The 24,947-nt window shown below is 64.1% G+C and carries 30 protein-coding genes and 1 tRNA gene; 4 read left to right on the top strand and 27 right to left on the bottom strand.

Annotated features, from left to right (window positions below; all coding sequences use genetic code 11):
* Positions 1-163: 163 nt before the first annotated feature.
* The 9 genes from M1L36_RS04120 to M1L36_RS04080 form a co-directional block, all read right to left on the bottom strand.
* Positions 164-1,420 (bottom strand): hypothetical protein, encoded by a 1,257-nt coding sequence (locus M1L36_RS04120; RefSeq protein WP_250872442.1) that lies wholly within the window; start codon positions 1,418-1,420, stop codon positions 164-166.
* Positions 1,421-1,959: 539 nt separating this feature from the next.
* The gene (locus M1L36_RS04115) at positions 1,960-2,550 is read right to left on the bottom strand and encodes a hypothetical protein (RefSeq protein ID WP_250872441.1); all 591 of its coding nucleotides are present in this window, start codon (positions 2,548-2,550) and stop codon (positions 1,960-1,962) included.
* A 25-nt stretch (positions 2,551-2,575) separates the two neighbouring features.
* Positions 2,576-3,544 (bottom strand): phage tail tube protein, encoded by a 969-nt coding sequence (locus tag M1L36_RS04110; RefSeq protein WP_250872440.1) that lies wholly within the window; start codon positions 3,542-3,544, stop codon positions 2,576-2,578.
* A 54-nt stretch (positions 3,545-3,598) separates the two neighbouring features.
* Complete coding sequence (locus M1L36_RS04105; protein WP_250872439.1) at positions 3,599-4,075, bottom strand: hypothetical protein; 477 nt, start codon at positions 4,073-4,075, stop codon at positions 3,599-3,601.
* Positions 4,072-4,533 (bottom strand): hypothetical protein, encoded by a 462-nt coding sequence (locus M1L36_RS04100; protein WP_250872438.1) that lies wholly within the window; start codon positions 4,531-4,533, stop codon positions 4,072-4,074. Before M1L36_RS04100 ends, M1L36_RS04105 begins: the two co-directional genes overlap by 4 nt.
* On the bottom strand, positions 4,530-5,261 hold the full coding sequence (locus tag M1L36_RS04095; protein WP_250872437.1) for a hypothetical protein: 732 nt from the start codon (positions 5,259-5,261) through the stop codon (positions 4,530-4,532). Before M1L36_RS04095 ends, M1L36_RS04100 begins: the two co-directional genes overlap by 4 nt.
* A 3-nt stretch (positions 5,262-5,264) precedes the next feature.
* A complete protein-coding gene (locus M1L36_RS04090) occupies positions 5,265-5,642 on the bottom strand; it encodes a hypothetical protein (protein WP_250872436.1) in 378 nt (125 codons plus the stop codon).
* Positions 5,643-5,659: 17 nt separating this feature from the next.
* Positions 5,660-6,955, bottom strand: a complete 1,296-nt coding sequence (locus M1L36_RS04085) for a hypothetical protein (RefSeq protein ID WP_250872435.1) — start codon at positions 6,953-6,955, stop codon at positions 5,660-5,662.
* A gap of 2 nt (positions 6,956-6,957) precedes the next feature.
* Entirely contained in the window at positions 6,958-8,043 is a 1,086-nt protein-coding gene (locus M1L36_RS04080) for a hypothetical protein (protein WP_250872434.1), read from the bottom strand.
* Between the two features lie 94 nt (positions 8,044-8,137).
* On the opposite strand from M1L36_RS04080, the gene M1L36_RS04075 reads away from it, so the two are divergent.
* Positions 8,138-8,362 (top strand): hypothetical protein, encoded by a 225-nt coding sequence (locus M1L36_RS04075; RefSeq protein ID WP_250872433.1) that lies wholly within the window; start codon positions 8,138-8,140, stop codon positions 8,360-8,362.
* Positions 8,363-8,367: 5 nt separating this feature from the next.
* Here M1L36_RS04075 and M1L36_RS04070 read toward each other — a convergent pair whose 3' ends face one another.
* The 13 genes from M1L36_RS04070 to M1L36_RS04010 all read right to left on the bottom strand — a co-directional run bounded on the left by M1L36_RS04070 (position 8,368) and on the right by M1L36_RS04010 (position 19,712).
* Positions 8,368-9,783, bottom strand: a complete 1,416-nt coding sequence (locus M1L36_RS04070) for a phage portal protein (protein ID WP_250872432.1) — start codon at positions 9,781-9,783, stop codon at positions 8,368-8,370.
* 9 nt (positions 9,784-9,792) lie between these two features.
* Complete coding sequence (locus tag M1L36_RS04065) at positions 9,793-10,101, bottom strand: KTSC domain-containing protein (protein ID WP_250872431.1); 309 nt, start codon at positions 10,099-10,101, stop codon at positions 9,793-9,795.
* Positions 10,098-11,840 (bottom strand): phage terminase large subunit family protein, encoded by a 1,743-nt coding sequence (locus M1L36_RS04060; RefSeq protein ID WP_250872430.1) that lies wholly within the window; start codon positions 11,838-11,840, stop codon positions 10,098-10,100. Before M1L36_RS04060 ends, M1L36_RS04065 begins: the two co-directional genes overlap by 4 nt.
* A 2-nt stretch (positions 11,841-11,842) precedes the next feature.
* Positions 11,843-12,292, bottom strand: coding sequence for a hypothetical protein (locus tag M1L36_RS04055; RefSeq protein ID WP_250872429.1), 450 nt, complete (start codon positions 12,290-12,292; stop codon positions 11,843-11,845).
* The gene (locus M1L36_RS04050; RefSeq protein WP_250872428.1) at positions 12,292-13,518 is read right to left on the bottom strand and encodes a DNA methyltransferase; all 1,227 of its coding nucleotides are present in this window, start codon (positions 13,516-13,518) and stop codon (positions 12,292-12,294) included. The genes M1L36_RS04055 and M1L36_RS04050 overlap by 1 nt, the downstream gene beginning before the upstream one ends.
* Before the next feature lie 61 nt (positions 13,519-13,579).
* Positions 13,580-14,290, bottom strand: coding sequence for a hypothetical protein (locus tag M1L36_RS04045; protein WP_250872427.1), 711 nt, complete (start codon positions 14,288-14,290; stop codon positions 13,580-13,582).
* 60 nt (positions 14,291-14,350) lie between these two features.
* Entirely contained in the window at positions 14,351-14,605 is a 255-nt protein-coding gene (locus tag M1L36_RS04040; RefSeq protein ID WP_250872426.1) for a hypothetical protein, read from the bottom strand.
* A gap of 87 nt (positions 14,606-14,692) precedes the next feature.
* The gene (locus tag M1L36_RS04035; RefSeq protein ID WP_250872425.1) at positions 14,693-15,001 is read right to left on the bottom strand and encodes a hypothetical protein; all 309 of its coding nucleotides are present in this window, start codon (positions 14,999-15,001) and stop codon (positions 14,693-14,695) included.
* Positions 15,001-15,333 (bottom strand): hypothetical protein, encoded by a 333-nt coding sequence (locus M1L36_RS04030; protein WP_250872424.1) that lies wholly within the window; start codon positions 15,331-15,333, stop codon positions 15,001-15,003. The genes M1L36_RS04035 and M1L36_RS04030 overlap by 1 nt, the downstream gene beginning before the upstream one ends.
* A gap of 202 nt (positions 15,334-15,535) precedes the next feature.
* The gene (locus M1L36_RS04025; RefSeq protein ID WP_250872423.1) at positions 15,536-15,760 is read right to left on the bottom strand and encodes a hypothetical protein; all 225 of its coding nucleotides are present in this window, start codon (positions 15,758-15,760) and stop codon (positions 15,536-15,538) included.
* 13 nt (positions 15,761-15,773) lie between these two features.
* Positions 15,774-16,313, bottom strand: a complete 540-nt coding sequence (locus M1L36_RS04020; RefSeq protein ID WP_250872422.1) for a hypothetical protein — start codon at positions 16,311-16,313, stop codon at positions 15,774-15,776.
* A 125-nt stretch (positions 16,314-16,438) separates the two neighbouring features.
* The gene (locus M1L36_RS04015; RefSeq protein WP_250872421.1) at positions 16,439-16,753 is read right to left on the bottom strand and encodes a MarR family transcriptional regulator; all 315 of its coding nucleotides are present in this window, start codon (positions 16,751-16,753) and stop codon (positions 16,439-16,441) included.
* A gap of 559 nt (positions 16,754-17,312) precedes the next feature.
* Positions 17,313-19,712 carry a helix-turn-helix transcriptional regulator gene (locus tag M1L36_RS04010; protein ID WP_250872420.1) on the bottom strand — a complete coding sequence of 800 codons (2,400 nt, stop codon included), beginning with the start codon at positions 19,710-19,712 and terminating at the stop codon, positions 17,313-17,315.
* Positions 19,713-19,946: 234 nt separating this feature from the next.
* Here M1L36_RS04010 and M1L36_RS04005 point away from each other — a divergent pair, with 234 nt between their 5' ends.
* The gene (locus tag M1L36_RS04005; protein ID WP_250872419.1) at positions 19,947-20,138 is read left to right on the top strand and encodes a hypothetical protein; all 192 of its coding nucleotides are present in this window, start codon (positions 19,947-19,949) and stop codon (positions 20,136-20,138) included.
* Positions 20,139-20,283: 145 nt separating this feature from the next.
* Here M1L36_RS04005 and M1L36_RS04000 read toward each other — a convergent pair.
* The 3 genes from M1L36_RS04000 to ddfA all read right to left on the bottom strand — a co-directional run bounded on the left by M1L36_RS04000 (position 20,284) and on the right by ddfA (position 21,461).
* Positions 20,284-20,356 (bottom strand) — tRNA-Thr (locus tag M1L36_RS04000).
* A 283-nt stretch (positions 20,357-20,639) separates the two neighbouring features.
* Positions 20,640-20,981, bottom strand: a complete 342-nt coding sequence (locus tag M1L36_RS03995) for a UPF0058 family protein (RefSeq protein WP_250872418.1) — start codon at positions 20,979-20,981, stop codon at positions 20,640-20,642.
* Between the two features lie 183 nt (positions 20,982-21,164).
* On the bottom strand, positions 21,165-21,461 hold the full coding sequence (gene ddfA, locus M1L36_RS03990) for a DdfA family disk-determining factor (protein WP_250872417.1): 297 nt from the start codon (positions 21,459-21,461) through the stop codon (positions 21,165-21,167).
* Positions 21,462-21,569: 108 nt separating this feature from the next.
* Here ddfA and M1L36_RS03985 point away from each other — a divergent pair, with 108 nt between their 5' ends.
* Positions 21,570-21,803, top strand: a complete 234-nt coding sequence (locus tag M1L36_RS03985; RefSeq protein ID WP_250872416.1) for an amphi-Trp domain-containing protein — start codon at positions 21,570-21,572, stop codon at positions 21,801-21,803.
* Between the two features lie 57 nt (positions 21,804-21,860).
* Here M1L36_RS03985 and M1L36_RS03980 read toward each other — a convergent pair whose 3' ends face one another.
* Positions 21,861-22,841 carry a class I SAM-dependent methyltransferase gene (locus M1L36_RS03980; protein ID WP_250872415.1) on the bottom strand — a complete coding sequence of 327 codons (981 nt, stop codon included), beginning with the start codon at positions 22,839-22,841 and terminating at the stop codon, positions 21,861-21,863.
* Positions 22,842-22,944: 103 nt separating this feature from the next.
* Here M1L36_RS03980 and dph5 point away from each other — a divergent pair, with 103 nt between their 5' ends.
* Complete coding sequence (dph5, locus tag M1L36_RS03975; protein WP_250872414.1) at positions 22,945-23,775, top strand: diphthine synthase; 831 nt, start codon at positions 22,945-22,947, stop codon at positions 23,773-23,775.
* Between the two features lie 42 nt (positions 23,776-23,817).
* On the opposite strand, the gene artA is transcribed toward dph5, so the two are convergent.
* Positions 23,818-24,945 carry an archaeosortase A gene (artA, locus tag M1L36_RS03970; protein ID WP_250872413.1) on the bottom strand — a complete coding sequence of 376 codons (1,128 nt, stop codon included), beginning with the start codon at positions 24,943-24,945 and terminating at the stop codon, positions 23,818-23,820.
* Positions 24,946-24,947 lie beyond the last annotated feature (2 nt).

Here is a 24,947-nt window from a genome sequence, read left to right as displayed (position 1 = left end):
GTCCGTTCTAACGAGTGCTCCTACACACGGGTCTGTGTCAGACACACATAAGACTGCCGACAAGTATAGAAGTTGAACACTGTCCCCCGATTGAGTCGCTTTACTCAGGACTGATACACTCACGCTCTCTGTCTAACAGCTGAATCACTCGAACGAGCGTGAATTAAACTCTTTTGAGCGCCCGTTCGAGATCACGGACCCGGCGCTCGATTTCCTTGACCTCCTCACGCTGGTGACGTTTCAGCTTCCGAACGATGGCATCGTCGTCGATGGTGTACTCGGTGTTGGATTCGAGCGTTAGCGTCGCTTCGGTCTGTTCGCTACGGGTCGTCTGCATCGTCCTCTCCTCAGTCTCGGTATCGTCGTCCGAGGTCATCTCGATGTTCTCGACGGCGAACGGATTATCGCCACGTGTGTCGGTGACGGCCCCAATATTTCGAACGTCGCCATCTTCTGTCGCGGTCGGTGGGGTGTAGCCGTCGGCGTCGGAGTCAAGTCGAGAGAACAGCGGATGATTGCTGAGATACCAATCGATGGCAGATTTCCCCGTTTCTTGAATCCCCTTCACGGCGGCATTTCCAGCATCCTTAGCCGAACCACCAGGGTCGCTGAGAATCTCATCTACCCAGACGGGTTTCTGAATCTTCGGCCATGAGAGCCCGTTGACTGTCTTCTCCCACCACCCACTGAGGTCGGGGAATCCCGGCCAGTCGAGTCCGTTGGTCGCCCCTTTCCACCACCCGCCGAGATTGGGGAGGTTGGGCCAGTCGATACCCTTCGTATTCTCTGTCCACCACGACGTCAGCCCCGGCAGACTCGGCCAGTCGATGCCTTTTGTCTTCTCAGACCACCACGACGTCAACCCCGGGAGACTTGGCCAGTCGATGCCCTTCATCGATTCTGACCAGAAGCCACCGATGTCGGGGAGTTCGGGCCACGATAGCCCCTGCAGGTCCTTCGCGAGGTCACTCCCGAGGTTCGTCGCCCACTCGGGAGCCGAAATCATCGCCGGCCCGAAGCTCTGTCCCTCACCCCCGGTCAGACTGTCGAAGAGTCCATCCAACGGGTTCTCGCCGGTGAAGTCCTCCCATGCATCGGAAGCTCCCTCGAAGATACCAGGCATGACACCACTACCGAACGGGGAAAGAACGCGCGAGAGCAGACCGCCGCCACCGCCAGTGATGGTCTCCCAGATAGAGCCGCCAGCGTTCGTACCTTTGTTGAGGAGCCAACCGAGAGCGCCTTTCCCCTTCCCGGCGAGGCCACCAAGGAGACCACCGCCGCCGAGAATCATCGGCATTCCACCGACCCCACCGTCACGAGCCTCCGAGAACCCGCCTTTCTCCATCGTGTCGATAAGTTCGAGCAAGTACTCGTTTCGGTCACGAGCGAGGTCGATACCCTCGTCGATGAAATCCACCAGGTCACCGAGTGCTTCGCCTGACTCGACTCCACGTGAAGGCCGGCCCATCGCTCTGGACGGGCCAGTTGGCAGCCCGCCGTCCGTCCGAAGCGCCGGCGGTCGACTACGAGCAGTCGACTGTACCACCGGTTCGTCGGATGCGGAATCGTCCGTCGACGAAATCGACTCGACCAACTGTGAGAGATAGTCGTTGCTGCTCCCGAGTCGGTCAGCGACGCCGTCGATAGCGTCGATCGTTCGAGACTGCAGGCGACGACTGAACGCGCTATCTCGTGCTTGACGCTTGCCGTAGCCGCCGCTGTTGGCCTCAACCTCGACAGTGACGTCACTCATCCCACGCTCGACCTTCTCTCGCGCTCGACGGAGTGCCCTGTCCGAGACGCGGACGTCGAGCATGGCAGACGTCGAAAACTCTGACATGGATTAGAGTCCCCGCTGGAGTTTGACGACCTCGGGGTACAGCGAGGCGAACAGCAGGACGTCGCGGACGCTGTAGTCGTCGATAGCACTGGGCGAGTGACCACACGCCATCAGAATCACTCGGGCGAGTCGGAGCTGGTCGGCGAGGTCGAGGGCGGCGTCTCCGCCGCCCCGTCCCGTCGCTGCGCGAGTCGCTCCCTGAAGCCGTTTTTTACCGAGACGTCGGGCGTCGACAGGTCTTCGATCTGCTCTTCGAGCCACGCGGTGGTTTCCGGCTCGATGGCGTTGATGGCCCGCGCTCGCTGCTCGATGCTGGCGTCGCCGTCGACGAACGGAGCGTCGACGATCCCCGCCGCGACGAACACCGCTCGCGATGCGCCCGCGACGTTGGACTTCCCAGTCCGACCCTTCCGCTCGTCACGGATGTCGAGGGTGAGGTCCTGGACTTGGGCAAGCTCGCCGGTTCGCTGCGCGCCGATAGTGACCCGGTCGCAGTTGTAGTTCTCGACGAGGTTGAGCACACCGCGGAGATGCCGCTCAGTAGTGTCGCCCTCGACGAGCGCATCGGCGTACGCCTGATGGTCGGTGAGGGCTTCCTCATCGACCTCCTCTTCGATGGCGAGGGCTTCGTTGACGACCTCGTCCAGTTGCTGTTCGAGCCGCTGTGCTTCCTCCTGTAGTTCGATGACTCTGGTTTGTCGTGTCATAGTGTTCAGTAGAAACCCGGTGTGGTCAGCGGGCAGTATCAGATGCGGACTCGGCGACGGCGGTCAGCTGGTCGACAACACATGAGACGTTCTCCAGAACGTCGCCCTCGTAGTCACCGAGGTTGTCCCAGTTATAGCTGTCCGGAGTGACGCCGGTGAGCTGGAACTCCAGGGCGTTCGCGCCAGGGCTCTGGAATCGGAGCGTCCCGTCAGCCGCACCGTCGACACCGCTCGTCGCCGGGGCAGTCGAGTTGCCATATGCCATACTCAGCAGGTTGGTGCCGGTGACGGCCTTCTGCAGGTCCAGCGTCGTCTCGACGTTTCCGAGAACGGCGTCGACGGGCTTGCGATTCCACCCGCGCTGGGGGCGAGCGCCGGTCTGGACGTCTAACGTCGCCTCCCGCATCTTCACGAGGTCGGTATCGCTCGGTATCGCGAGCGACCCCCCGTGGAAGATGAGCGGGTCGGCGGCGGGCTCGGGAACGTCGGTAACCGTGAACTGCGTCGACTTCGCTTCATCCCCGTAGAAACCGGTGCAGTCGACGCGGACCGGTTCGCCCTGCTGAATCTGGACCTGCATCTGCGGGAAGACGACGCCCTTCAACTCCCGTTCGCACGTGCCAGTGCCAGACGTCCCAGTGAGGTAGTCGGTGCCGATGAACCAGCGTGAGCTCTGCACGCGGCCAGGCGTGAACTTCCAGGTGTACGAGTAGGGAGCACTCGATTCGCCACCCGCCGACGGAGCGCTGCCGAAAACGGAGTTGAGAATCCACGGCTCGCACAGGACGAACGAGACGCCGATGCTGCCCTCGAACGTTGTCGCAATGGATTCCTTGGCCTGTGCCGAGAAGTTCCGGAGCCGCTGGACGCCGTTCTCCAGGCCGAGGTCTGTGACTGAGGTGTCTTTGCCCGGAACCTTGTGGTCGGCGTCGTTCGGAGTTTCAGCGTAGCCTGCGTCTTCGTGGACGTAGGCGATGGACTGCGCGCCCGTCACTGTGCTATTCCTCCGGTTGTGGTGATGGTGTGTATCATGAGTCGGTGAAAACGGTCAGTCGAGGTCCTCGTACCCTCGCAGAACGAGGGAGAGGTCGGTTCGCCAGTAATCGCGATGCTCAGCACTGCGGTCGCTCTCCTCTCGCGGCAGTAGCGTATGGTAGTGGACGTCGCCATCTGGATTCTCGATGGGCCAGCGGCGCTCGGCGAAAAGTAGTCGGCGGACCTCCTCGACGAGCGTACGCCACTCGCCACTATCGGCGATGTGACCCCACTCGGATTCGGCGAGCCCTTCGATGCGGATCGAGAGCGTCGTCTCGACCTCCAGGTCGTACTCAACGCCGACCGGCGAGCGGTCTGTAGCCGGCGAGGCGATGCTCACCGCGTTGGCGTCCGTGAGGTCATGGACCTTCGAACGTTCGCCCGTCGCGACGTCCTCTGTACTTTCGCGGTTGATGAACGCCGGCTCGTCAACGAGCGACCAGCCCGTCGAAAGGACGTCGAGCGCCCACTCGGTGGTGTCGACGCTCACCGTCCCACCTCGCGACGGAGCCACTGAAGCCCCTCACGGATGAACCGGGACTCGGGAAGCCCCGAGACCTCGACCTCCGGAAGGAACACACGGTAGCCGTCGCCCTCTTGCTCGAACTCCTGAGCAATCCAGTCGGGCGGGTCCTCCCAGATGAACGAGAGGATTGGGTTGCCATCGACCGTGTGATTGGAACTGCCGAACGCGAAGTGTGGTGCGGCCGGGTGCTCCCACCCGTAGCGAGCCACGATGACGTACGCATGGCGGTCGACTGTCGGGCCGACCATCGAATCGATGACCGACTCGACGTCGTAGTCGTGGCGCGTGCCGTACGCTCGGAGCACCTCGTGCGACCGGTCGACAATCTGTTGGGCGAGTCCATCGGGACCGTCGACGGCCTCCCACACCTCGTCGAGGAGCACCTGTTCGAGGTCGGCTTCGAAGCCGCGACTAAGGTTCATGCGATGGGGGTGGTGGTGAGGTGGATCGACAGGAGTTCATCCGCCTGCCGCTCCATCGCTTGGGCCTTCGATTCGAGCGAGACGAGCTGCCCCGAGTCGGGGATGCCCACCTCAGCGTCATCGTCTAGGACGAGTTGTGCGGCGCTTCGAAGCGCCACCCCACGCCTGACAGTGTGAGGGACGCCGTCAATGCCGTAGTCGTACGTCGCGATGACCGCGTCGTCGTAGTTCCGTAGCGGTGCCAGCGACCGCGTGTCGAGGTAGAGGTCCGTCGCGCCGGTCGAGGCGTCCACCTGCAGGTAGTAGTCCTCACCACGGCCCTCGGTGCGCTTGCTCGTCCAGTCGACGAACGCTCCGCCGCTACTCCCGATGAGCAACTCGGTGACGTCGACGACGTCGCGACGCGTGAGCCGAACACGAGTGTACGACCCACTCATCTGCCGTGGATAGCGGCGCTCCCGACGATGCGGAAGTTGCGAGTGTTGGGCGTGTGCCGACGACGGAATCGAGAGGACGTCCTCGAAGTGGGTACGGGGACTGGCAGCCAGCACCTCCTCCGTCGATGCCTCGGAGGCCTCGAACCAGTGGCGGTGGGTTCGCTCTTGGACCCACTCAGTCTGCCCGAGAATCGAGGCCCTCACGATGTCCGGGTTGATCTCCCCCGACAACAAGTTCTCTTGGAGCACCTTCCGGACGTCTTCCGGCGTACAGTATCCGTCGTCGGTCATCGCTTACGCCTCCAGCTCCGTCCGGCGGTCGTCGATGCGTTCGTACGCTCCATCACGGTCGTCGCCTGCCTTCTCAGCAGCCGCAACCTCGTCGAGGATGTCGTCGTACTCGCCAGTCGCGAGCGCGTCCTCGAGGTCGCCGAGCGTTCCGTCAGTGGCGGCGGCCGGGTCGACCGCGTCTGTCTCGGCCACCTCGTCACCACTGTCCGCGTCGACGAGGTTCCCCTCGTCGTCGTACGTGACGCCGTAGCGCTCGGTGAACCGTTCGATAACACGCTCGGCGTGCTCGTCGGGTACGTCGACCGCACCGTCTTCAACCGCGAGGGTGGTCCCGGTCGCGATGGTGACGGCTGCTGCAGCTCCTGGGTAGTCGATGTTCATGTCAAAAGCCCTCGTGGTTACTGTGCCGCGTAGCTCGACAGGTAGCGCATGTGCGCCCCGTGGTCCTTCGAGATGAGTGTTCCGTACTCGAACAGCGCTGCACGGTCGGCGAGCCCGACGCGGCCGAGCGGGACCGTAGACAACGGTGCGAGCACGCGGAAACGCGTCGCACTCGTGTCGATGATGAAGACGTCGCGGTTGCTGGCGTCGAAGTTGCCACCGCTCGCCGTGCCGGTGAGGTCGCCGTACGCCCGGATGTTCGGGCATTCACGCACCTGCACGTTCTGCTTGATGGTGATCGACCGTCCACCGAAGTTGATGTTCTCGTCGTAGCCCGACAGCCGGGTCGTCACGTTGCCCTCGTTCTCCAGTTCGTCGAAGAACGTCGGCGAAACCAGCACGGTGAGGTCGTCGTACGTCGCCCCACTGTCCTCGACGATCTTCGTGACCTCATTCTTGAGGTCGTCGAGCAGCGGCGTGTTGCCCGAGCCGGCGTAGCCGGACTTGTCGATCTGGTTGCCCGCATCGGACGCGATCTTCGCGAGGCCTTCGTACGCCTCCGTGCTCTGGACACCCGTGGTGCCGTCGCCGACGGAGGGGTCGCCGTAGAAGATCTGTTTCGCCTTGAACAGCGCGTGGGCCTTCACCCGCTGGCCGAGCGTCAGCTGCCGGACGTCGAGGTAGCCCAGCGACTGCTCGGCACGCTGGGTGAAGTCGCTGAGGTTGACCTTGTCGACGTAGATCTTCATGTCCTTCTCGTCGGTCTGCAGCGTCTGGTCCTTGTCACCTTGGTCGGAGAGGTCGATGGCGTCGGACTCGGTGAGCATCCCAACGGGCTCCTGGCGGTCCGAGAGGACGTTGTACTTCGCTTTGAACCCGGCCTGGGCCTCGGTCGCGATGATGTCCAGCACGGGCGCGGCCCCCCGCTGGATGTCGACGATGTCGGGGTCGACCGCGACCGGCGAGGCCGCCTGGACGGTCGACGCGTCGACGACACCCTTCTCGATCATCGCGTCGGCGCTCTTGATGGCGTGACCTGAACCGGGCTGGTAGTCCTCACCGCCGCACTTGTAGCCCGCCGCAGCGCCCGCGAGGAACGGGTGGCGCGTGCCGAACGTCTTCTCCAGGTGGTCGGCGTAGCCGTCGCCCCGCTCGTGGTGTTTGATGCGGGCCGAGAGGTTGACCCCCTTGTACCCCTGCTCGATGGCCTCCTCGGGGAAGCCCCAGTTGGTCATGAGCTTCTCGAACACCTCCCGTGCGGCGCTGTTGTCCTTGCTGTGCGTGCCGTTGATGGCTTCCAGAATCGTCGTCATGGTCAGATGAGTCCGCCAGTCTCGGCGGCGGTGCCGTCGTTGTCGGCCTCTTCGCCGTCCTCCAGGCGGATAACGGTCTTCGACTCGCTGAGGTCGAGTTCACCATCCTCCGCTTCCTCGAGCAGCGCTTTCACCTGCTGCTCGTCGTCGCTGGAGACGGTGATCGACGTCTTCTCGTCGTCGGGGGTGGTGGACTTCTCGTCGTCGTCCTCCTCTTCGTCGTCGTCATCCTCCTCGTCGTCCTCGTCTTTCGCTTCGAGGGCGTCGAGGCGGTCGGTGATCTCCTTCAGTTCGTCTTGGGTCTCCTCGGTCGTGTCGAGGAATCGGTTGAGTTTCTCTTTGAGTTCGTCGTCCATGGATTGCTCCGTAGAATCGTCGTCTGCGTCCGCATCGCCGGCGAACAGTTTGCGTGCCCACTCGGTCGGGTCCTCGTCGTCGAGGTCCCCACCGTCTGCCGAGCGGCCAACCAGCTCGCCAGCGAGTTCTTTCGCCAGCGTCGCCTCGTCGACGTCGACGTCGTCGAGGTCATCCACGGCCTTCGCGAGCGCCGAGGCGGTGTCGGCGGCGTTCGCCACCGACTCTCGGTTGCTCTGAACCCCCACTGACGAGACTTCCATGAGGTCCGACTCATGGAAGACCATCCCGCCAGAGGGTTTGTCCTCCTTGTTCGCGACGCCGAAACCGATGGAGAAGCCCACCGGCATGTCGGCTTTGACGTAGCGGAGGAGTTGCTGGCCGCGTTCGTTCTCCGGGTTCGGTCGGATGAAGCCGTTGAGGACCTCGACGTCACCGTCGCGTTCCTCGACCTCGGCATCATCGAGCGAGCCGATGATGTCCTTCCAGTCGTAGCGGACTCCACCGAGCAGGCCACCACCGGCCTTCATGCCGTGGTTGCCGAAAACCGGGACACTCTGCTCCTTGATCTGGTTTTGGAGGTTCCGAACCCCGTCTTTGGAGAACTCGTCCCCATCGCGGTCGGTCGCCGTCGACGAGATTGGAACCTTCAGGTACTCCTGCTCGCTACCGTCTTTCCCGACCGACCGGGTGACGACGGTGCTCGCATGGAGCGTCTTCTGAACGTGCTTCATGAAAAGAGCGTGGCCGTTTTCCCTCGCGTCCGGCGGCCAACCGGACGGTCATCGGGGGATAAGAGTTATCAGCTATAATTAACTACACAATTCAATGAGTGGTTCAGGACGGGGCGTCGTAATGGGTATCTTCATTGGGAATCTCGTGTACGTGCTCTTCACGGTCGTACTGCTGACTCTGTTCTCCGCTGGGCCCTCAGAGGCCGGGAGCTCCTTCGCAAGCGACTTCATCGACAATTGGATGGCGTTTGGAGGAATGCTATTCGCGATAGATGTCCTGTCAGTCCTCGGATTCGTGTCTAACACCGTCCGCTACTGACCCATCTATCTGTTCTCTCTATCACCTTCCTCATCGAGCGAATCATCGCCGTTGTGGGCGTCACCGATGAGTGCCTTCACGAGCGGGAACGGGACGTCGCCGTAGTCGACCGTTTCACCGTTCACCTCGATGGTCGTATCACCAGGATCTTCGCCCAGTTGCTGTCGGTACTCTGCGTACGGGAGCGCCCCCGAGGTGAACCGCTCGCGGAGCTGCTCTTCTCGAGCCCGCTCCTGCTCGGGGTCCGAGTACGTTATGTCGAGCCCGAACGGTCGACCGAGCGACTCGTAGGCGTCGAAGCGAGCGAACACCTGATTGGTGACGGCGTCACAGATGGCGTCGGCGAGCGGCCGGGTGACGCGCCGGTAGATCATCGACGCCTGTGCCTCCGAGGTGTTCCGGTTGACGTCGTCGACGAGCGCGAGTTCCTGCTTGGGGATACCGAACGCGCCAAGGACGAGGTTGATGAACCAGCGCTGTTCCTCGATCACGTCGAGGTTGACGGCGGTTCCGCCCATTTCGATCCAGTTCGCCGGCCCCTCGCCGCCGATGACCTCCACCGAACGGGGATCGCCAGCAGCGGCCTGAATCTTCGACTTGATCTGTTGGACGTCGTGGTCGCCAGCCTGCATCACCTGCAGGAAGCCAGCGGGCATCTCGTTGTCCGAGTAGTAGCGCCCGTGGTGGGCCGTCGAGTCGACGATGAGTTCGATCCACTCGCGAACCTGCATCATCGGACTCATCGGGTAGACCCGACCGGCACGTCGCGAGCCGGGCCACCGGAAGGAGACGAGGTCCTCGCGGTCCAGCTTCTGTGGGGTTGCACCCGCCGTCGACCAGCCCTCGCCGTGCTGGCCGACTGGAGCCTGGTAGTACGCTGGACCGTCCTCGGCGAACCCGCCGTGCTTGTCGACGTTGTGCTTCACCGTCAGCGCCGGGACAGGTTTGAACGACCCCACCGGGAATGACTGGCTGGTGGTCCCGATGACCTCCCAATAGGCGTTGCCGATGTCGGCCATGTCAGAGACGGCAGCGGTGACCAGGTCGTCCCAGTCGTCCTCCGCGTAGTGTGGCCCCGTCAGCAGCGATCGGAACACCGAGCGAAGTTCGGCGATGGCGTCGGGGACCTCCTCGACGTCGTCTTCCATCGGGAACGCGAGCTCGCCGCCGGTCAGCTGCGAGATGATGATGTTCTTGATGGACTCCGCGATGGCCGTCTGGCCCAACTCGCGGGCCTCGAACGCCTCCCGACCGCGTGGGACGCCGTTCGTCGACGTGCCGAGGAAACCGTCGTCGCTGACACTGACCGTCTCGCTGGTCTCGAGGTCGACGGACTCGCCGCCGATGGTTGTCTCGCCCGCTTTCTCGCGAGGTTCGATACGTCGCTCGTGCTCTCTGAGTATGTCGGTAAAGGATGCCATGAGTCTGGGTTACGCCTTGAGGAACGCCGCCTCGGTCGTCGACCGCCCCTGTTGAGGCCAGTCCGACGACGAGAGTTGCTCGTACGGGAACCGCCACTTGATGTGCTCTGCGTGGTAGCTGCCGTGGCTGGACGCCGACTTCAGCCCCTCCCAGATCTGCTGTGGGACGAACTGGTAGAGGTAGATGCGGTCGGTCGGGTCGCCATGGAATCGGATATAGAGGTCCATCACGCCCGAGTCATACAGCCCCGACCGCAGGTTTGAGGAGTCGAACTGCATCATGTCGAGCGGCCCCTTGAGCGTCGGCGTGGCCGTCATCGGCGACCACCCAACCGAGTGCGTAGGTCATCGACGGCCTGCCCGATCTCCGAGTTCCGCCACGCCTCCTGGTCGAAGTCCGGGTCATCGGGAGAGGGCGTTTCCGCTGTATCGCGAAGGTCAGCAGTCCCGGTCGGGACTTTCGCGTCGATGGCCTTCTCGGCTTGGTACAGCGCCGACACCGGGTCGGGCGTGTGGCCCTGGAGCTTGTCGTTCTCGTCCATCACCAGCGTCGTCAGCGCGTCGATCAGTTGCTCCGTGTGACCCTCGGTGTCCTCACGGTAGAACTGGTAGCCACCGTTGGCGACCCGGTGAGCGATGCGCGGGATGCCGTCCTCCCATGAGTGCTTCCGGCCAGACGTGTTCGCGCCCTTGATCGGGAGCGAGCGGTCGAACTCGACGGCGTCCTCGACAACGTACGTCTGCATCCCGTTGGACTCGATGACGATGTCGGAGGGGGCGTACCGCTCGTCGAGCTCCTGCAGTTTCCGCTTGAAGCGAGACGGATTGATCGACTCGGCGTTGTAGACGTCGAGGATATCACGAACCCCCGATTCGCGAACCCCGAGCGAGACGTACGACGAGGAGTCGCCGCCGCTCGGTCCCGCCGGGTCGACGCCGACAACCACACGCTGGAACGGTGAGTCGAGCGGGTCGATGTCCCACGGCGGGCTGGCCTGAGTAGAGCAGTGGTCGTCAATGTCGGCCCGTTTGATGATGGCGTCGGCGACGTTCGAGAACACCATGCAGAACTCGCGGTCGAAGTTGGGTTTCCCCTGCGCCCCCAGCTTCCGTCGGAGCCAGTTCGCGGGCCGGCCATCCGGCCACAGGACCGAGACCTCGTCGCCGGAGATGCCCAACGCTCTGGCAAGCGTCGGGTCCTCGACGGTGGTGTAGAGGTCCTCTGAGGCGATGTCACCCGGACGATCAGCTCCGTACTTGTCGAGCCAGACCTCGCGGATGGCCGGGTACTCCATGAGATTGTAGCTCGGCAGGTTGTCGAACTCGTCGTTGTCGGCGTTCTTCGTCCGGAGGATCTCGTAGACGTCGTTGGGTCGCTTCCGAGTGCCGACGATGACGTGGATTCCGTTCCGGTTGAGCATTGGCTCGACGACCTTCGAGTACCATGACTCGATCTTTTCGTCGGGAATCCCACCGACCTCCTTGAGCGGGTCGTCGCCGACGCTCATGTTGACGTGGCCCCCTTCGGCGCTCCCCTCGACCCACGTCGTCAGCAGGCGAGACTTATTGCGGAACATCTTCCGCTTGAGCGCCCCACAGGACTCGCCGGCGTCGGTGACGAGGTTGTTGAGCCAAGGGTTCTCCTCGCACATCTCTTCGAACTCGTCCATCCGCTCGGTGACCTGCCCCTCGGTATTCGCCCAGTACAGCGCTTGGAAGCCCTGGATGTACTGACACTTGTACATGATTTCAGCCAGCGACCAGGTCGTCTTGGTGTGCTTGCGCCCGGCGAGAATCATGTTCAACGGGTTCGAGTGGATTTGGCGATGCCAGTCCATCGCGTGCTCGGGAACGTGCTCCCACTCGGTCGCTCGGACGTCCAGGTAGTTCAGCGAGACGAGGTTGGCGAACAGCCAGAACGGCGTGTCGTCTTCGGAATCCGAAGAGGGCGCACACAGGCGTCGCTTCTCCTCCGGTGAGAGCGCCTCGTTGAGGTCGTGGAACGGGGTGTCGCTCTCGCGGAGGATGGTCGCGACGTTGTCGAGCGCGGCAGACATGATCAGGATGCCTCCTGGTACTCGATGGCCGAACGGATCTCCCGACGGAGCTCGTCGACGTCTTCGTCGACGGCGACGGTGACCTCCTCAGGTTCGCGGACGGTGAGGCCCAGTGACTGGGCGAGCGAGACGTCGAGGTCGATGGCCTGGTCGATACGTCGACGGACGCGGAGCTCCTGGTCGATGTCCCCCTCGCGGCGGGCCTCGACGGCCAGCTGTTGGTATCGCTGGCGGTTCTGTCGGAGCTCCCGGAGTCGCGAGAGGCCCGAGGACGTGCTCCCGGCGTCGAGCTTCGGAAGCCAGTCGTCCATCCGGTGGATATCAGACTCGATGGCTGACGCGGTGACGTCGTACTGGGTTGCGAGGCGCTCGACGACGTCGCCGTAATCCAGGCCCTTCACGACCAGCAGGTCCCACGTCTTCTCCCGCCGTTCGCGAAGCTCCGAGCGCATCACTCGGCCTCCTCATCCTCGCAGTTGGTTGACGAGGCGATCTGCCGCTCCGCCTCACCAAGGCGGCGCTCGATGACGCCTCGATAGTTCTCCTCGTCTAGTTCGAATCCCACGTACTCGCGGTTATTCTGAACCGCAGCAACGGCTGTCGTCCCGCTCCCCATGAACGGGTCGAGGATGGTGTCTCCCGGCTTCGTCGCGACCTTGACGATATCGGTCAGCAGCGACGTCGGCTTCTGTGTCGGGTGTTCGTACTCCTCTCGCGGGATTCGGCCATGCTCCAAGACGTTCCGTATCGCCGTGGTGAGTTCGTGGCCACGGTCACCCTTCGTGGCGAAGATGACGAACTCGTGTGAATAGCCCCAGTTGTTTTCGAGATCGCCGATCCCCATTGACCCCTTATCCCACACGAGGACGTTCTTCACTGTCAGGAACTCGTCGACGAGCGGTTGGATCTCCGGGATGCCTCGCCAGTCACAGAAGATGTAGGCGTGGCCACCCTCGCCCAGGACCCGTGTCGCTTCTGCAAGCGCGGCTCGAATCAGGTCGAGGGCTTCGTCGAGAGACTGGTCACCTTCGATTGGGTCCCATTCCTTGACGCGCTTGCCATCTCGGGGTCTGTCGTTCCGTCCCTTTCGGTCGGAGTGATAGGCCATTCCGTACGGCGGGTCAGTGATGAGGCAGTCGACGGATTCGTCATCGAGGTGTTCGCGCATCCCCTCAACACAATCCATGAAGTGGACGTCGGGGTCCGAGTTGAACTCCTGTGGTGTATCCACAAACGACGGGCCGAGGTGGATCAGCTCGAGGTAGTCGTCGAGGTCTTCGTCCTGGGCGTCGAGCAGGTCGAACACCTCCTCTCCCAGCCCCTCGTCAGCCAGCTGGTCGAACTCCAGGGCATCGCGCTTCTTGTCGTGCTCGCCGGAGATCTTGTTGAGCTCCTGTCGCCACAGGCGGCGGTCGGCATCGTCCAGGTCGTACTGCTTGACTGGGATCTCCTCGAGGCCGAGTTCCTTCGCTGCCATCCACCGGTGTTGCCCGTCAGCAATGACGCCGGCGGTGTCGGTGATGATGGCGTTGCCGACCCAGCCGCGTGACTCGATGCGGTCACAGAGCAACGAGAACATCTCGTCGCTCATCTCGTTGGGGTTGTCGCCGTCGACCTCCAGTTCGTCCGGGTGGACGGTCGTCTCTCGTACGGGTTCGGGTAGCTCGTCCAGATGCATGGAAAACTCTCAGGTTGTGGGTGTTAATCGCCAGCCGGCGGCGGGGCCGGGTGGGAGTCGGTCAGTGCTCGCGGATCTCTTCGAAGACGTCCCGGAGCTCGGAGACGGTGTCCTCGTCGAGGCTCTCCTCGACCGACGCGTCGAGGTTGATGTGTTCCTCGTAGATGCCGAGGACCTCGCCCTTCGCTGCCAGGTGCTTCGACTGCTCGTACCGGGCCGTCGACCGGCCCTGCAGCTCGGGAACGTCGCGCTCCAGACCGACGAACTCGGTGGTGTACTTGGGTGAACCGTCGAAGCTCCGCAGCGGGCGTTGATCGCCGGCGAGCAGTTCGACCTCCTCGTCGATGAAGCGGATGATGACGTCGTCCTCAGTGGCCCACTCAGGACGCTCTACCTCGTCCTTGACGAACTCCCAGCCGGTCATGTAGACCGGCGAGTCGCTCTCACGGACGGGCTTCGTCTGGGGAACGACCCGTTTGACGGCGACGTCCTCCGTTGCCCGGTGCTCGTCGTCGCGAGCGCGTCGGAACAACTCTTCTTCACGGTCGGCAATCTGCAGCCGGGCGTCGACGTGCTCTTCACGGATTTGTTCGAGGACCTCGTCTTTCGGCGCTTCGTCGAGGTACTTCCGGACCGTTGACTCGGCGGGCGAGCCGATTCCCTCCTCCTCGAAGCGCTCGACGATCTCCGGGACCGAGAGGTGGTCGAGGTAGGCCCACTTGAGTGCCAGCGTAACCCGGTACTCACGGGAGCCAGAGAGGTTGCTACTCATGGGGGGGCAGAACTACTCGGAGTTCACACAACGGTTCATATATTTTATACCCGGTTCCGGTCATGCGAGGAGCCAGACGAGCGCCCCAAAGAGCAGCGCGTCGACGGCGAGGATGAGTGGGACCGCGATGGCCCGCGCCGCCCATGTCGCGGGCGGACTCTGCCATCCTTCCTTGTTCCACCGGACGAACAGTGTCAGAAGGTTTCGCCCGAGGATGTACCATGTCGCGATGAGCGCAGCGACGAGGACGAGTGCGTACGCCAGGACGGCGCTCGCTCCGACCGGATCGCGGAAGAACTCGACGAATGGGTTCATGCCTCGGTGGCCTCCTCGTCATCTTCGTCGGGCTCTTCGTCGACCGGGTCGCCGTTCTCGAAGGTGAGTTTCTTCGCCATAGTAGGATTAGACCGCGAGGTCGCGCCACGAGGAGGTCCGGTCGAACGTCGCCTCGGGGTCGGCCTCCAGGACGTCGACCGAGGTGTCCTCGACGAGCGTCCCTGGCGGGACGATCACCGTCGCCGGAAGGTCGGCCGCTGCGGCGGCCGTCGCGAGTGCCTCGACGTCGACGTCGGCTCCGATGGTGACCGCTCGCTGGCCGACCGGGCCGTCGACGACGTAGTCGATGGCCGGATGCTCGTGCTCGGCGTCGACGAGATCGCCCGGCGTAGTGAGCTCCAGGTAGACACCGACCATGAGCTCGAAGTCCTCCATCAGTCGTCCTCCTTCTTGGAGGTCGCCTCGGTCTCCGCTGCTGCTCGCGCTCCGAGTGCGCCGACCTCGATGTCCCACATCCGGCCGATAATCGCGAAGACGGCGGCGGTGAGCATCCCGTAGGTCGGGGTAGCGACCGCGAGCTTCGCGGAGATCCCGACCGTCATCGTCATCCAGCCGACCGCGAGGACGATGGTGACGATCTTGCGGGTGTGGTTGTTGTAGCGGTGCGGCACGAAGGTGAGGAGCGCAGCGAGGACCTCGCACTTGAGGCGCTCGATAGGGCGCTCTCGAAACGGGGACCTGGCGGCTGTGTAGTCGATACTGGGCATTGGAGTAGAAGTTCGAGTGCGGATGCACCAGCCGGGAGTCGAACCCGCGCTCGCGAAGAGCGAACCAGATTGCTGGCGCGGTGACGGCGTGGGGATGACGTGTCTCACAGAGGTCTCAGGACTGAGCGAAAGACAGACGCCGTCTCGGTGTTCGGTGGTGTGTACCAGTTCGTGTTGACAGGGATCCCTCGCGCGTCGGAGGTCAGTCCGCCGTGGTCATCGGGGCCTGTCGAGGCGCGCGGCGGGTCGGGTCGACGACGTCCTCGGCGTTCGTGAGGCTCGCAACGTCGTCCTCGTGGACCCGGAGTCGAACTCCGTCAACGACGACGTGGTAAATCTGCTCGACGCTCGCGATGGTTGCCTCGGTGTGCGAATCGACGAGCTCGGCCAGTCGTATCTCTCCGGAAGGGGTCTCGATTGGAATCATGAATGGCGAGTGATCAGCGATGGACCGCGCCGATGGAAGCCGCGACCGCCGCCCGGAACGTCTCGAAGTCGTTCCCGGCGTACCGTGGTGTCCTCTTCAGCTCCTCAACTTCGTCGACGAGGCGGACCCAGTCGTGATCGACGCCGTACTCGTCGAGCGTGACGGTCAACCCAGTCGCCGCCCGCCGGGCCTCAACTGCTGACCGGGTCGGTGGAGATCGTCGCGGTGACGTCGTTCCGCAGTTCCAACAGGCAGCCGTCGTCCCGTGCTCGCTCGTTGCGCGTTCGAGCCGGTCGGCGATACGCTCACGAAGGTAGTACTCCCGGTCGAGGATATCGAACCGCGTCGACTCCTCGGGGATCTCCTCGTCGACGAACGCGAGGATGTCGCGGTTGGAGTAGCCGGTCTCGTGGTCGAACGCCTCGCGCTGGACGAGCCGGCGGTAGCACTCCTGGCAGACGAGGTCGTTCGACGCGACCACGCACTTGAAGACGCGAGTCGGGTCCGACGGGACACGCAGGCCCTCGTCGGCGGCGAGTGAGTGATTGGGCACGATGACGCTGGAGACAGCGATTGCTGAAAAGGACACCACCGTTCGGTGGCTTCCTGGCGGTCTTGCCAGTCACCAAGGAGTATCACCATATACAGTCATGGGTTCAGCCGATAATTGGCCGAAGATTACGCAACGGTAGGGGACTCGACGTCCTCAGCAACACCGGCGACGATGTTGTAGACGGTGACCCGACCGTCCTCCATCGACGGTCGATCCTCGACGAGGTCCTCATCTTTCAGTTCCGTCAATGCGTGTTTCGTCGTCGACGTCGGAAGGCACAGGTCGTCTTCTGTCTCCGCCCGACTGCACGGGCCGTTGTCCCGAAGGTATGACAGCACCAGTTTGGCGCTTGGGGGGAGCTGTGCAACGACGTCGGCGGTCGTTTCGAGACCGATGGTGAGCCACGAATCGGACTCATTGCGGGCTGTTAGGTCACTCATGCCAGCAATAGCATCTGAGGATTTGTCACGTATAAGTTTCCTGTACACAATATTTACGTATTGTGGATATAGACAAGAGAGCGTCCTCTGTAGCGTTTGTTGGACCTTTCTTTCACCCCGAAGTGGTGTGACTCAGCTGTTAGACACGTGCCGCGAGTGTATCAGGTCGATTCCTAGGATGTTTATAATTCTACACTTGTCAGACATTCGTAAACCTAGAAGAATAACTAGAATATTTATACATTCCAAGGCTGCACTGTGAAGTGGACACACACCCTTCGAAAATCGGAGGACACCGTGAAGGTGGAAGAGTACCGGCACGTCCTGCAGGTGTGTCCGGCCATCGGGCAGCCGACGTAGTGCCTCTGACAGCCCATTGACGCTGTCCGATGGCTTCTTCTATGCAGACGTGACAGCGCCAGTTAGTTCTGCTGTGGATTGGTTCACCGCTAGACAACCAAGTGGTAGACCCACGCTCTCTGTCTAACAATCCCGGCAATTTGTGAGAAAGGTATAGCAGCGACTGTTCGACGAGCGAATCGCAACCGTTCGAGAGCAGCTACTCGGGCGGTTCACCCCCACCTGAAATCGCAGCCTCGTCTGACGAGTCGGAATCACGGACCTCTGGGGACGTATCACCCACAACCTCCCCCACCCCAGACAGGGACGGTTCGCGAATCACGAGGGACCACGTACTGGTAACTCCCGTACGTGGCTCTTCGCGACTGTCGAGGTCAACGACCCCAGAGTGTGGAACGCCGTTCTCGGCATACAGCGTCGCCCCGTTCGGCCCTTCGTTGGGAACGCCGACGACAGTACCGTGGTCGGCGAGGCGGTCGAGTACGTCGAGGACGTGACGTTTCGAGACGCCGGTCTGGTCAGCGACCTCGCGAGCGGTCACCTGTCCCGACGCACTGCGAACGGCCTCAACGATGCGACGCTGCTTCTCGGTCCAGATCCACTCGACGCCCGGGACCTGGACGTCGGCGAATCCGACCGGCATCGCATCGGTGCGGACGAACACCGTGGCCGTCGACGAGGGATCGTCGGGGTTGCGAGCCCACCGACCCGCTGCCTGGGCGGTGTGGTTCTCCCGGACGGACGCGAGGATCTCGGCGGCGGTGTCCGCATCACTGCCTTCGAATCCCCGACCGTGGGCGCGCTTGCGACCCGTGCCGTCACACTCCGGGCAGCCGTCGCCCCCGCAGTAGTCGCACTCCGTCTCCGAGCGCTCCGGTGTGGCGTCCAGGTCGAGTTCGGCGAGGAGGTCGACGACGAAGTCGTCACCGGGGTCAATGCAGCCGTTGACGAACCCGACCGGTTCGTCGCCGAAGTCGTTCCTCGATTTCTCCTCGCCGTAGTGCATCGTCTGGGGCTCCTCGATCCCGACGTCAACCATGATGTCCTCCAGGTCGGACTCGACGCTGGACGCCGTGATGGCCGTCGAGAATTCCTCGCCGAACTCTTGGCACAACTGGTCGACCAGCGCGTGGGTGGCGTCCCAGCTGAAGTACTCACCACTGGCGAGCGGGTGGGTGTGCTCACCGACCTGGACGACGCGGAGGCCACGTTCGTAGCGCCGCCACAGCTGACGCTCCTCGCGTTCGAGGACTGTCTTCTTGTGCATGTGCGGGAGGGTGTTCGCTTGCCACACCGGGAGTGCAGGGTGAGCGTCGAGGCCGACGACGCTGCGGGCCACTTCGAGGTCGGGCGTTGTCCGGACCCGGCGGATCTCGTTGGAGTCGTCGAGGACCACCGTCACCCATGACGCGTTCCATCCCTCTTCCTCGCGAGCGTTCTGGTCTAACCGCGGTGGCTGGTAGCGCGTCTTGCCGACGCGCCGACCGTTGGCCCGGTCCTCGGCATAGTAGATGGCCCTCGCGAGCGCCGGGGCGAGCGTATGGGCGTCACCAACCTCGAAGAACCACTCCAGATCAGGCTCAAACGCAAGCTGCTCCTCGATGACCTCACGAGTGTCGTCCTGGTCACCGGCGGTCCCTGCGCCGATTCCGTGACGGGCGACGTGGACGAGGTCCTCGTAGGTGAGTAACGCCGCGTCCATCCGGTCGCCAGCGGACCGCTGGAGGAACGCGGTCACTGCCCGTCGAACACGGTCGGTCGAGAGGTCGGCGGCGAAGTCCGGCTCCTCGTCGAACACCACGTTGGTCTCGGTTCGCACCCCCGGGACGTGCGCGAAGTTGTGGGTCGCGAAGACAAGATCGTGGTCACCCTCACGGAAGCGGTCCCACTGCTTGAGTGCGTCACAACCCTTCGAGCCGGGCTTCATCGTCGGGAAGTCCTCGTCTGGTTCCCCCCGACAGCACGGCAGCTTGTGGACGTCCTGGTCGAGGACGGCGGTGACTCGGTCGTGGACTGCGCTGAACGGGAGGCCCCGTCCGTCGCACATCATGCCAATCCAGTCGGAGACGGGTTTCCCGTCAACGGTGAGTGGCGTGTAGTCGACGTCTTTCTCGGGGTTCTCTGGTGGGTCGTACTGGCCGCCCGCAACGGGGCAAGCCTCGTGGCGGGCGCGAAGGACGAAGTGGTCGTTGTCGACCGACCGGGCTGCCCGAATCGCTTCGTCGCGAGCATCACGAGTCTTCGAGAGGTGGATGACCGAGCGGTCGCCGGTGACGTCTTCGAACTCCAGTGAGCCCCAGTTGGTCGTCGCGACGGTGTAGGACTTCCCGGCACTCGTCGGGGCGTCGATGACGCGGTCGTCCTCGTGGCGCATCACCTCGTGGAGCGTCTCGGAGAGCCGTTCGCGCACTTCGTCAGTCGATGGCCAGTAGAGTCCCCGTTTGTGGGCCAGACGTCGCCGCTCCTCCGGTGGGAGCGCGTCGAGTTGGGCGATGGGGAGAACGCCGACCGGGCGAGAACTCCCGCCCGCAGTCGGCATCGGGTCTGACTCGTCGTCGACGTCGCTCGCGTACGCTGCGCTCGCGTCTGGGTCACCCATCGCTGCAGCGAGGAAGTCTACATCCTCGTCGTCTGTTGGTGCGGTCAGCTGATCGACCGCCGCAGCTTCGAGATCACCCTCATTCTCGTCGACATCGCCGGTGGGTTCGTGGCCGGCAACGGCTGCGGCCTCGGCGAGCCGAGCAGCCGACGGTTCCGTTGACCCGTCGTCGCCGTCGTGACTAGCGAAGTCGTCGAGTGAGCCATCACCACCACGGGTCGTGTCACCTGGGTGGTGGTCCTCGCACAGACTATTCGCATGGGGGTTGACGCGCGGTTGGTGGCAGCGTGGGAGACAGCACTGCTCGTCGACCGGAATCTGGCCGGTAGTTATAGCGGTCTCCCCTTCATCGTCCCCGACGAGGTCCTCGACAACCCCAGCTTCGCTGGGAGGGAGTTCGAGTGCCCCGAGGACCTCAGCAACTGAGGCATCTGGGTGACCAACGAGGTACCGCTCGATGCGGTCTCGGTCGATCACGCCGCTCGACCTCCTTGAACTGTGGTTTCGAAACCAGAACGCGCCCCGGACGTTACGGATAAATGTCTTTCGGGGCTTTGAACTTCAGGAGTTAAGCCGGTGGGGGGATTTGAACCCTCGACCTATTCCTTACGAAGGAATCGCTCTGCCAGCTGAGCTACACCGGCGCGGTGTATCAGATACTGGTGGCAACTGAAGCATAAGGGTTGCGGAGTGACCCCGCAGTGCCCCTGCGTGACGGGGCGCACGCTCGGCGACGGAATCGCCCGCTCGCGGTCCGCTCGGGGCACCGACTTCAGAGCAGGCTGAGTGCGACGCCGGCGACGATGAGTGCGAAGATGAGCAGCGCGACGAACAGGAAAAACCGGTCGGCTCCGTCCATGGCAATCGCCACGGTGACGGGATACTTAAGAATGGCTACGTGTATCTCCGCCGACACCGGCCATCGACTCAGTCGCTGTGGGCGCTCGCGGGCCGGTCGTCGTGGGCGTGACGGTCCTCCCTCGGGTCGTCGTCGCCGTGACCGTCCGTCTCGTCGGTGGGGGTCGTGACCGCTTCGGCGTCGGTTATGCCGGTCTCGACGGTGTCGGTGTCGACGGCGTCGGCGAGTGACTCCGTGAGCGTGACGACGGCGTCTTCGTGGGCCTGTTTCGACCGGTAGACCGCCGTGGGTGCGACGTCGAGTTCGTCGTACCGCTCGTGGGCGTCGTCGGAGAGGCCTTCGCGCTCACCGACGAACCATCGAATCCGGTCGAGCAACGCGTGAAAGTGGACCAACTCCCGTTTCCTCATGACAGTTCCGTCTAGGAGTTTGGCGCGCCTAAACCCTTCGTGAGTTGTTATGTCATACCACGCTTCGAGAGGCTGGCAGCGTCGCTCACGAGGCCGAACGAGGGTGTTTGAGGAGCCGCTCGCGACGGCGCTGTGGCTCCGAGACCGAGGCCTGGAGAATCTACTCCCGTGGGGTCGGTCGACTCAGTCCGAAGCCGCGCTCGGGTCGGCGTCGGTCACCGTCGTCGCGGCCGTCTCTTCGAGTTCGAGGCGGCCGTCGCCGTGGACGGTGACGGTGTGGCCCTCGTAGCTGAAGCGGATTCGGACCGGACCGGCGTCGGAGACGAGCGCGTCGAGCGCGTCCGGGTCGATGGTGTCGTAGAGCGGGTCGAGCGTCCGTGGGGGAACCCCTTCAGCGGACGCGACCGCCTCGACGACGGCCGTACTGGCCGCACCATCGATTCGGCGGAAACACGACATTTCATCGAAATCGCCGCTCATTGTTTATAAGTGTACTGAAACCAGCTACGTTCGTCAGCCGTTGACTCGCCGCTTCGCTTGCGAGTTCAGGGTCACACTCTTATCCCTCGTCCACTCGTCGGGAGGGGTATGGCGGAGAAACTGCAGGACAAGACGACGCTGTCGCGCGAAGAGGCGGCCGACCGACTGGAAGCACTCGCCGCCGAGATTCGCGAGGGGACCGGCAACATCCGGGTCGGGAACAAACGGGTCGCCCTCTCGCCCGCCGACAGCCTCACCTACGACATCAGCGTCTCCGAACGCACCTCGCTGTTGCGGGGCGACCGCGAGACCGTCGCGGTCGAACTCCGCTGGAAACCGTAGCCACGACCACCCGACCTCCTCGTCACTCCCGGGGCGTCACGCCTCGACCGTCGTTCCTCAGCGCGTGAGTCGCACGTCCAGACAGACGTTCTCCTCGTGTGGCGCGTACGACCGCACGAGGCGTCGGGTCTCGACGCGGACGGTGTACTCGGGTTCGGCGGCGTCCCGGATGGCACGCTCGCCGGGGCCGAACGGGTCCTCGTCGTGCTGGATGTCGTAGTAGTGGAGCGTGCAGTCGTCGCCCGCGAGCGTCACAGCGGTGTCGAGGAAGGCGTCGGCGCTGTGCGGGAGGTTCATCACCAGTCGGTCCGCCCACCCCTCGTACTCCGTGGCGACCTCGCGGACGTCGCCCGCGACGGCCGTGACGCGGTCGGCGACGCCGTTGCGCTCGGCGTTCTCCCGGAGGAACTCGACGGCCGCCTCGTTGAGGTCCGCCCCCACACAGGTCGCACCGCGAGCGGCGAACGGGATTACGAACGGTCCGACGCCGGCGAACATGTCGAACGCCCGTTCGCCGGACTCGACCTGTTCGGCGACGCGGTGGCGCTCGGTGGCGAGTCGGGGCGAGAAGTACACCGACGCGAGGTCCAGCGCGTACTCGAAGCCGTACTCGCGGTGGACCGTCCGCGTGTCGCCGACGAGGACGTCCCAGTCCCGAACTCGGAGTTCGCCTTTCACCTTCGAGGCGCGGTTGACGACGCTGTCGATGGGGAGGTCGCTCTCGACGATGGCGTCGGCGACGGCGCGCGCCGCCTCGGCGTCCTCGATGTCAAGGATGGCGATATCGCCCAGTCGCTCGTAGCTCGGTTCCTCGCCAAGGATGTCCGCGGGCATCACCTGCCCGCGGCGCGGTGGAACGTCGTGGGCGACGACCGTGTAGCCCTCTCGCTCGGCCGCCTCGCCGTCGTCGACGGGGACGTACAGCCAGCCGTCTGCGACGGTTATCTCGTGGTCGTCGTCGACGAGGTCGCGGGCGGCGAGGGCGCTCCGCGTCGTCTCCCCCTCCTGGGGACGGACGCGGACACACGGAACTTCCATACCTCACTTCGCGAGGGCGGCGGGCTAAGCGTGACGCTTCGTCGGCCCGAGCACCTCGACGACGAGTCCACGCCGTTAAGCCCGCGGCCCGACCACTGCGGGTATGCTCAGTTTCGTCGGACTCGGTCTCTGGGACGAACGCTCGGTCACCGTCGAGGGCCGTGAGACGCTTCGTGGGGCCGACCGTGTGTTCGCCGAGTTCTACACCTCCCGACTGATGGGAAGCTCGCTGGACGAACTGGAGGCGTTCCACGACTGCGCCATCGAGGTCCGGGACCGCGCGGGCGTCGAACAGGACCCCGACCCCATCCTCGACGCCGCCGCGGACGCGGACGTCGTCTTCCTCACCGCCGGCGACACGATGATCTCGACGACCCACGTCGACCTGCGGATGCGCGCCGAAGAGCGCGGCATCGACACGCGCGTCGTCCACGGGACGACCGCCGAGGCCGCCGCCTCCTCGCTGACGGGCCTCCAGAACTACCGCTTCGGGAAGGCGACGACGCTGCCGTTCCCGTTCGTCCACGCCAGCGACGGCGTCCCCGGGAGCGTGCTGGACACCATCGCGGACAACCGCGAGCGAGGCCTGCACACGCTCGTCTTCCTCGACATCAAGGTGAAGGGGAGTTCGACCGACCGGCGCAACGCCGACCTCGCGACCGACGAGCGGGAACTGGAGGAGTTCATGCCCGCCGACTACGCCGCCGAACTGTTGAGCGAGGCCCTCCCCGAGACCCTCGGTGTAGCGGTCTGTCGCGCCGGCAGCCCCGACCCGCTGGTCGTTGCCGACAGCCTGAGCGCGCTCGCCGAGCGTTCGTTCGGCGATCCGCTGCACCTGCTGGTCGTCCCCGGCGACCTGCACCTGCTCGAAGCCGACGCGCTCAGAGAACTCGCCGGCGCGCCCGCGGCGCTCGTCGATGAACACACGGTCTGAGACGGCCCGAAGCGCGGCCGAGCCTCGGTCTACGGCAGGGACTCAGTCCATCGGCCGGTCGCCCGTCCCGGTGGGCACAGATTGGCCGTCGATCCCCTCGGCACCGAGCGACGCCGCCAGGTCGTACTCCGTGCCGGTCAGCATGAACAGCGCGTCGTCGAGGATGACGGCGATCTCCGGGAGTTCGCGGACGACGAACCACGTGATGGCGACGAGTGCGAGCACCGACCCGAACTGTGCGAGGATGCGGTCGGCGACGTAGTACGACACCATGTAGGGGTCGTTCGTCCCGAATAGGTCCATCACGAGCCCCGGGAACACTTGGAGGCGGCTCTGGCCGAACGAGAGGCCGATGAACACGTTCCGGACGACGTTGAGCAGGTAGATGACGGGGATGCTCACCGCCAGCGCGCGGAGTTTGCGGTCGATGGGCGCACGGACCGCGAGGATGGCTCCCGCGAAGATGGCCATGCTCCCGAGCCCCGTACACGCGATGAGGATAGTGTAGGTGATGCGGTGGTCGCCCTGGTAGAACTCGAAGGTGTTGCGGTAGTCCGGTTGTGGCGGCTCGGCGGTCGTCCCGCTGACGACCGAGAAGTCCGCGGGTGCGGTCTGGCCGACCAGCCCCATCGCGAACTCCGTCTGGTGGGTGACGGTCTCGATGAGGAACTCCCGGAGCGGGTCGATACTCTGGACGGGGAAGAACACCAGCCCCATCACGCCGACCGCCCTGGAGAGCACCATCAGCGACTCTCGCCCACGGGCGAGGAGGTAGCCCGCGTACAGACACGCCGGGACGGCGACGACGACTCCCAGCCCCTCGACGATGCTCTTCTGGACGACGACGAAGTGGTGGACGAGCGTCAGCCAGAACAGCGCGAACAGTACCCAGCCGACAACCGCGAGCGGGCGCGCTTGGGCGCGGTCGGCGACGTCGAGGACCGCCGCAGTGAGGAACGTCCCGACGACCAGCCACGCGAGCGGGTCGGCGAACGTTCCGAGCGCCGCGAACGCGTCGACGACGGCCGACACGGGGCTACCGCTGGCCTGGCCGAGTGCCGCGAGTGAGAGAACGTCGAGAGCGCCGAGTGAAGCGGGACGTGCGACCTGTGCGGGGAGGGTGAGCGAAGTGGCGAGGGTGAACAGCGCGGAGAGGGCGAGCGGAACCATGA

This window comes from Halomarina rubra (assembly GCF_023699475.1).
Classification (GTDB): domain Archaea; phylum Halobacteriota; class Halobacteria; order Halobacteriales; family Haloarculaceae; genus Halomarina; species Halomarina rubra.
This window is presented reverse-complemented; position numbering and strand designations above follow the sequence as displayed.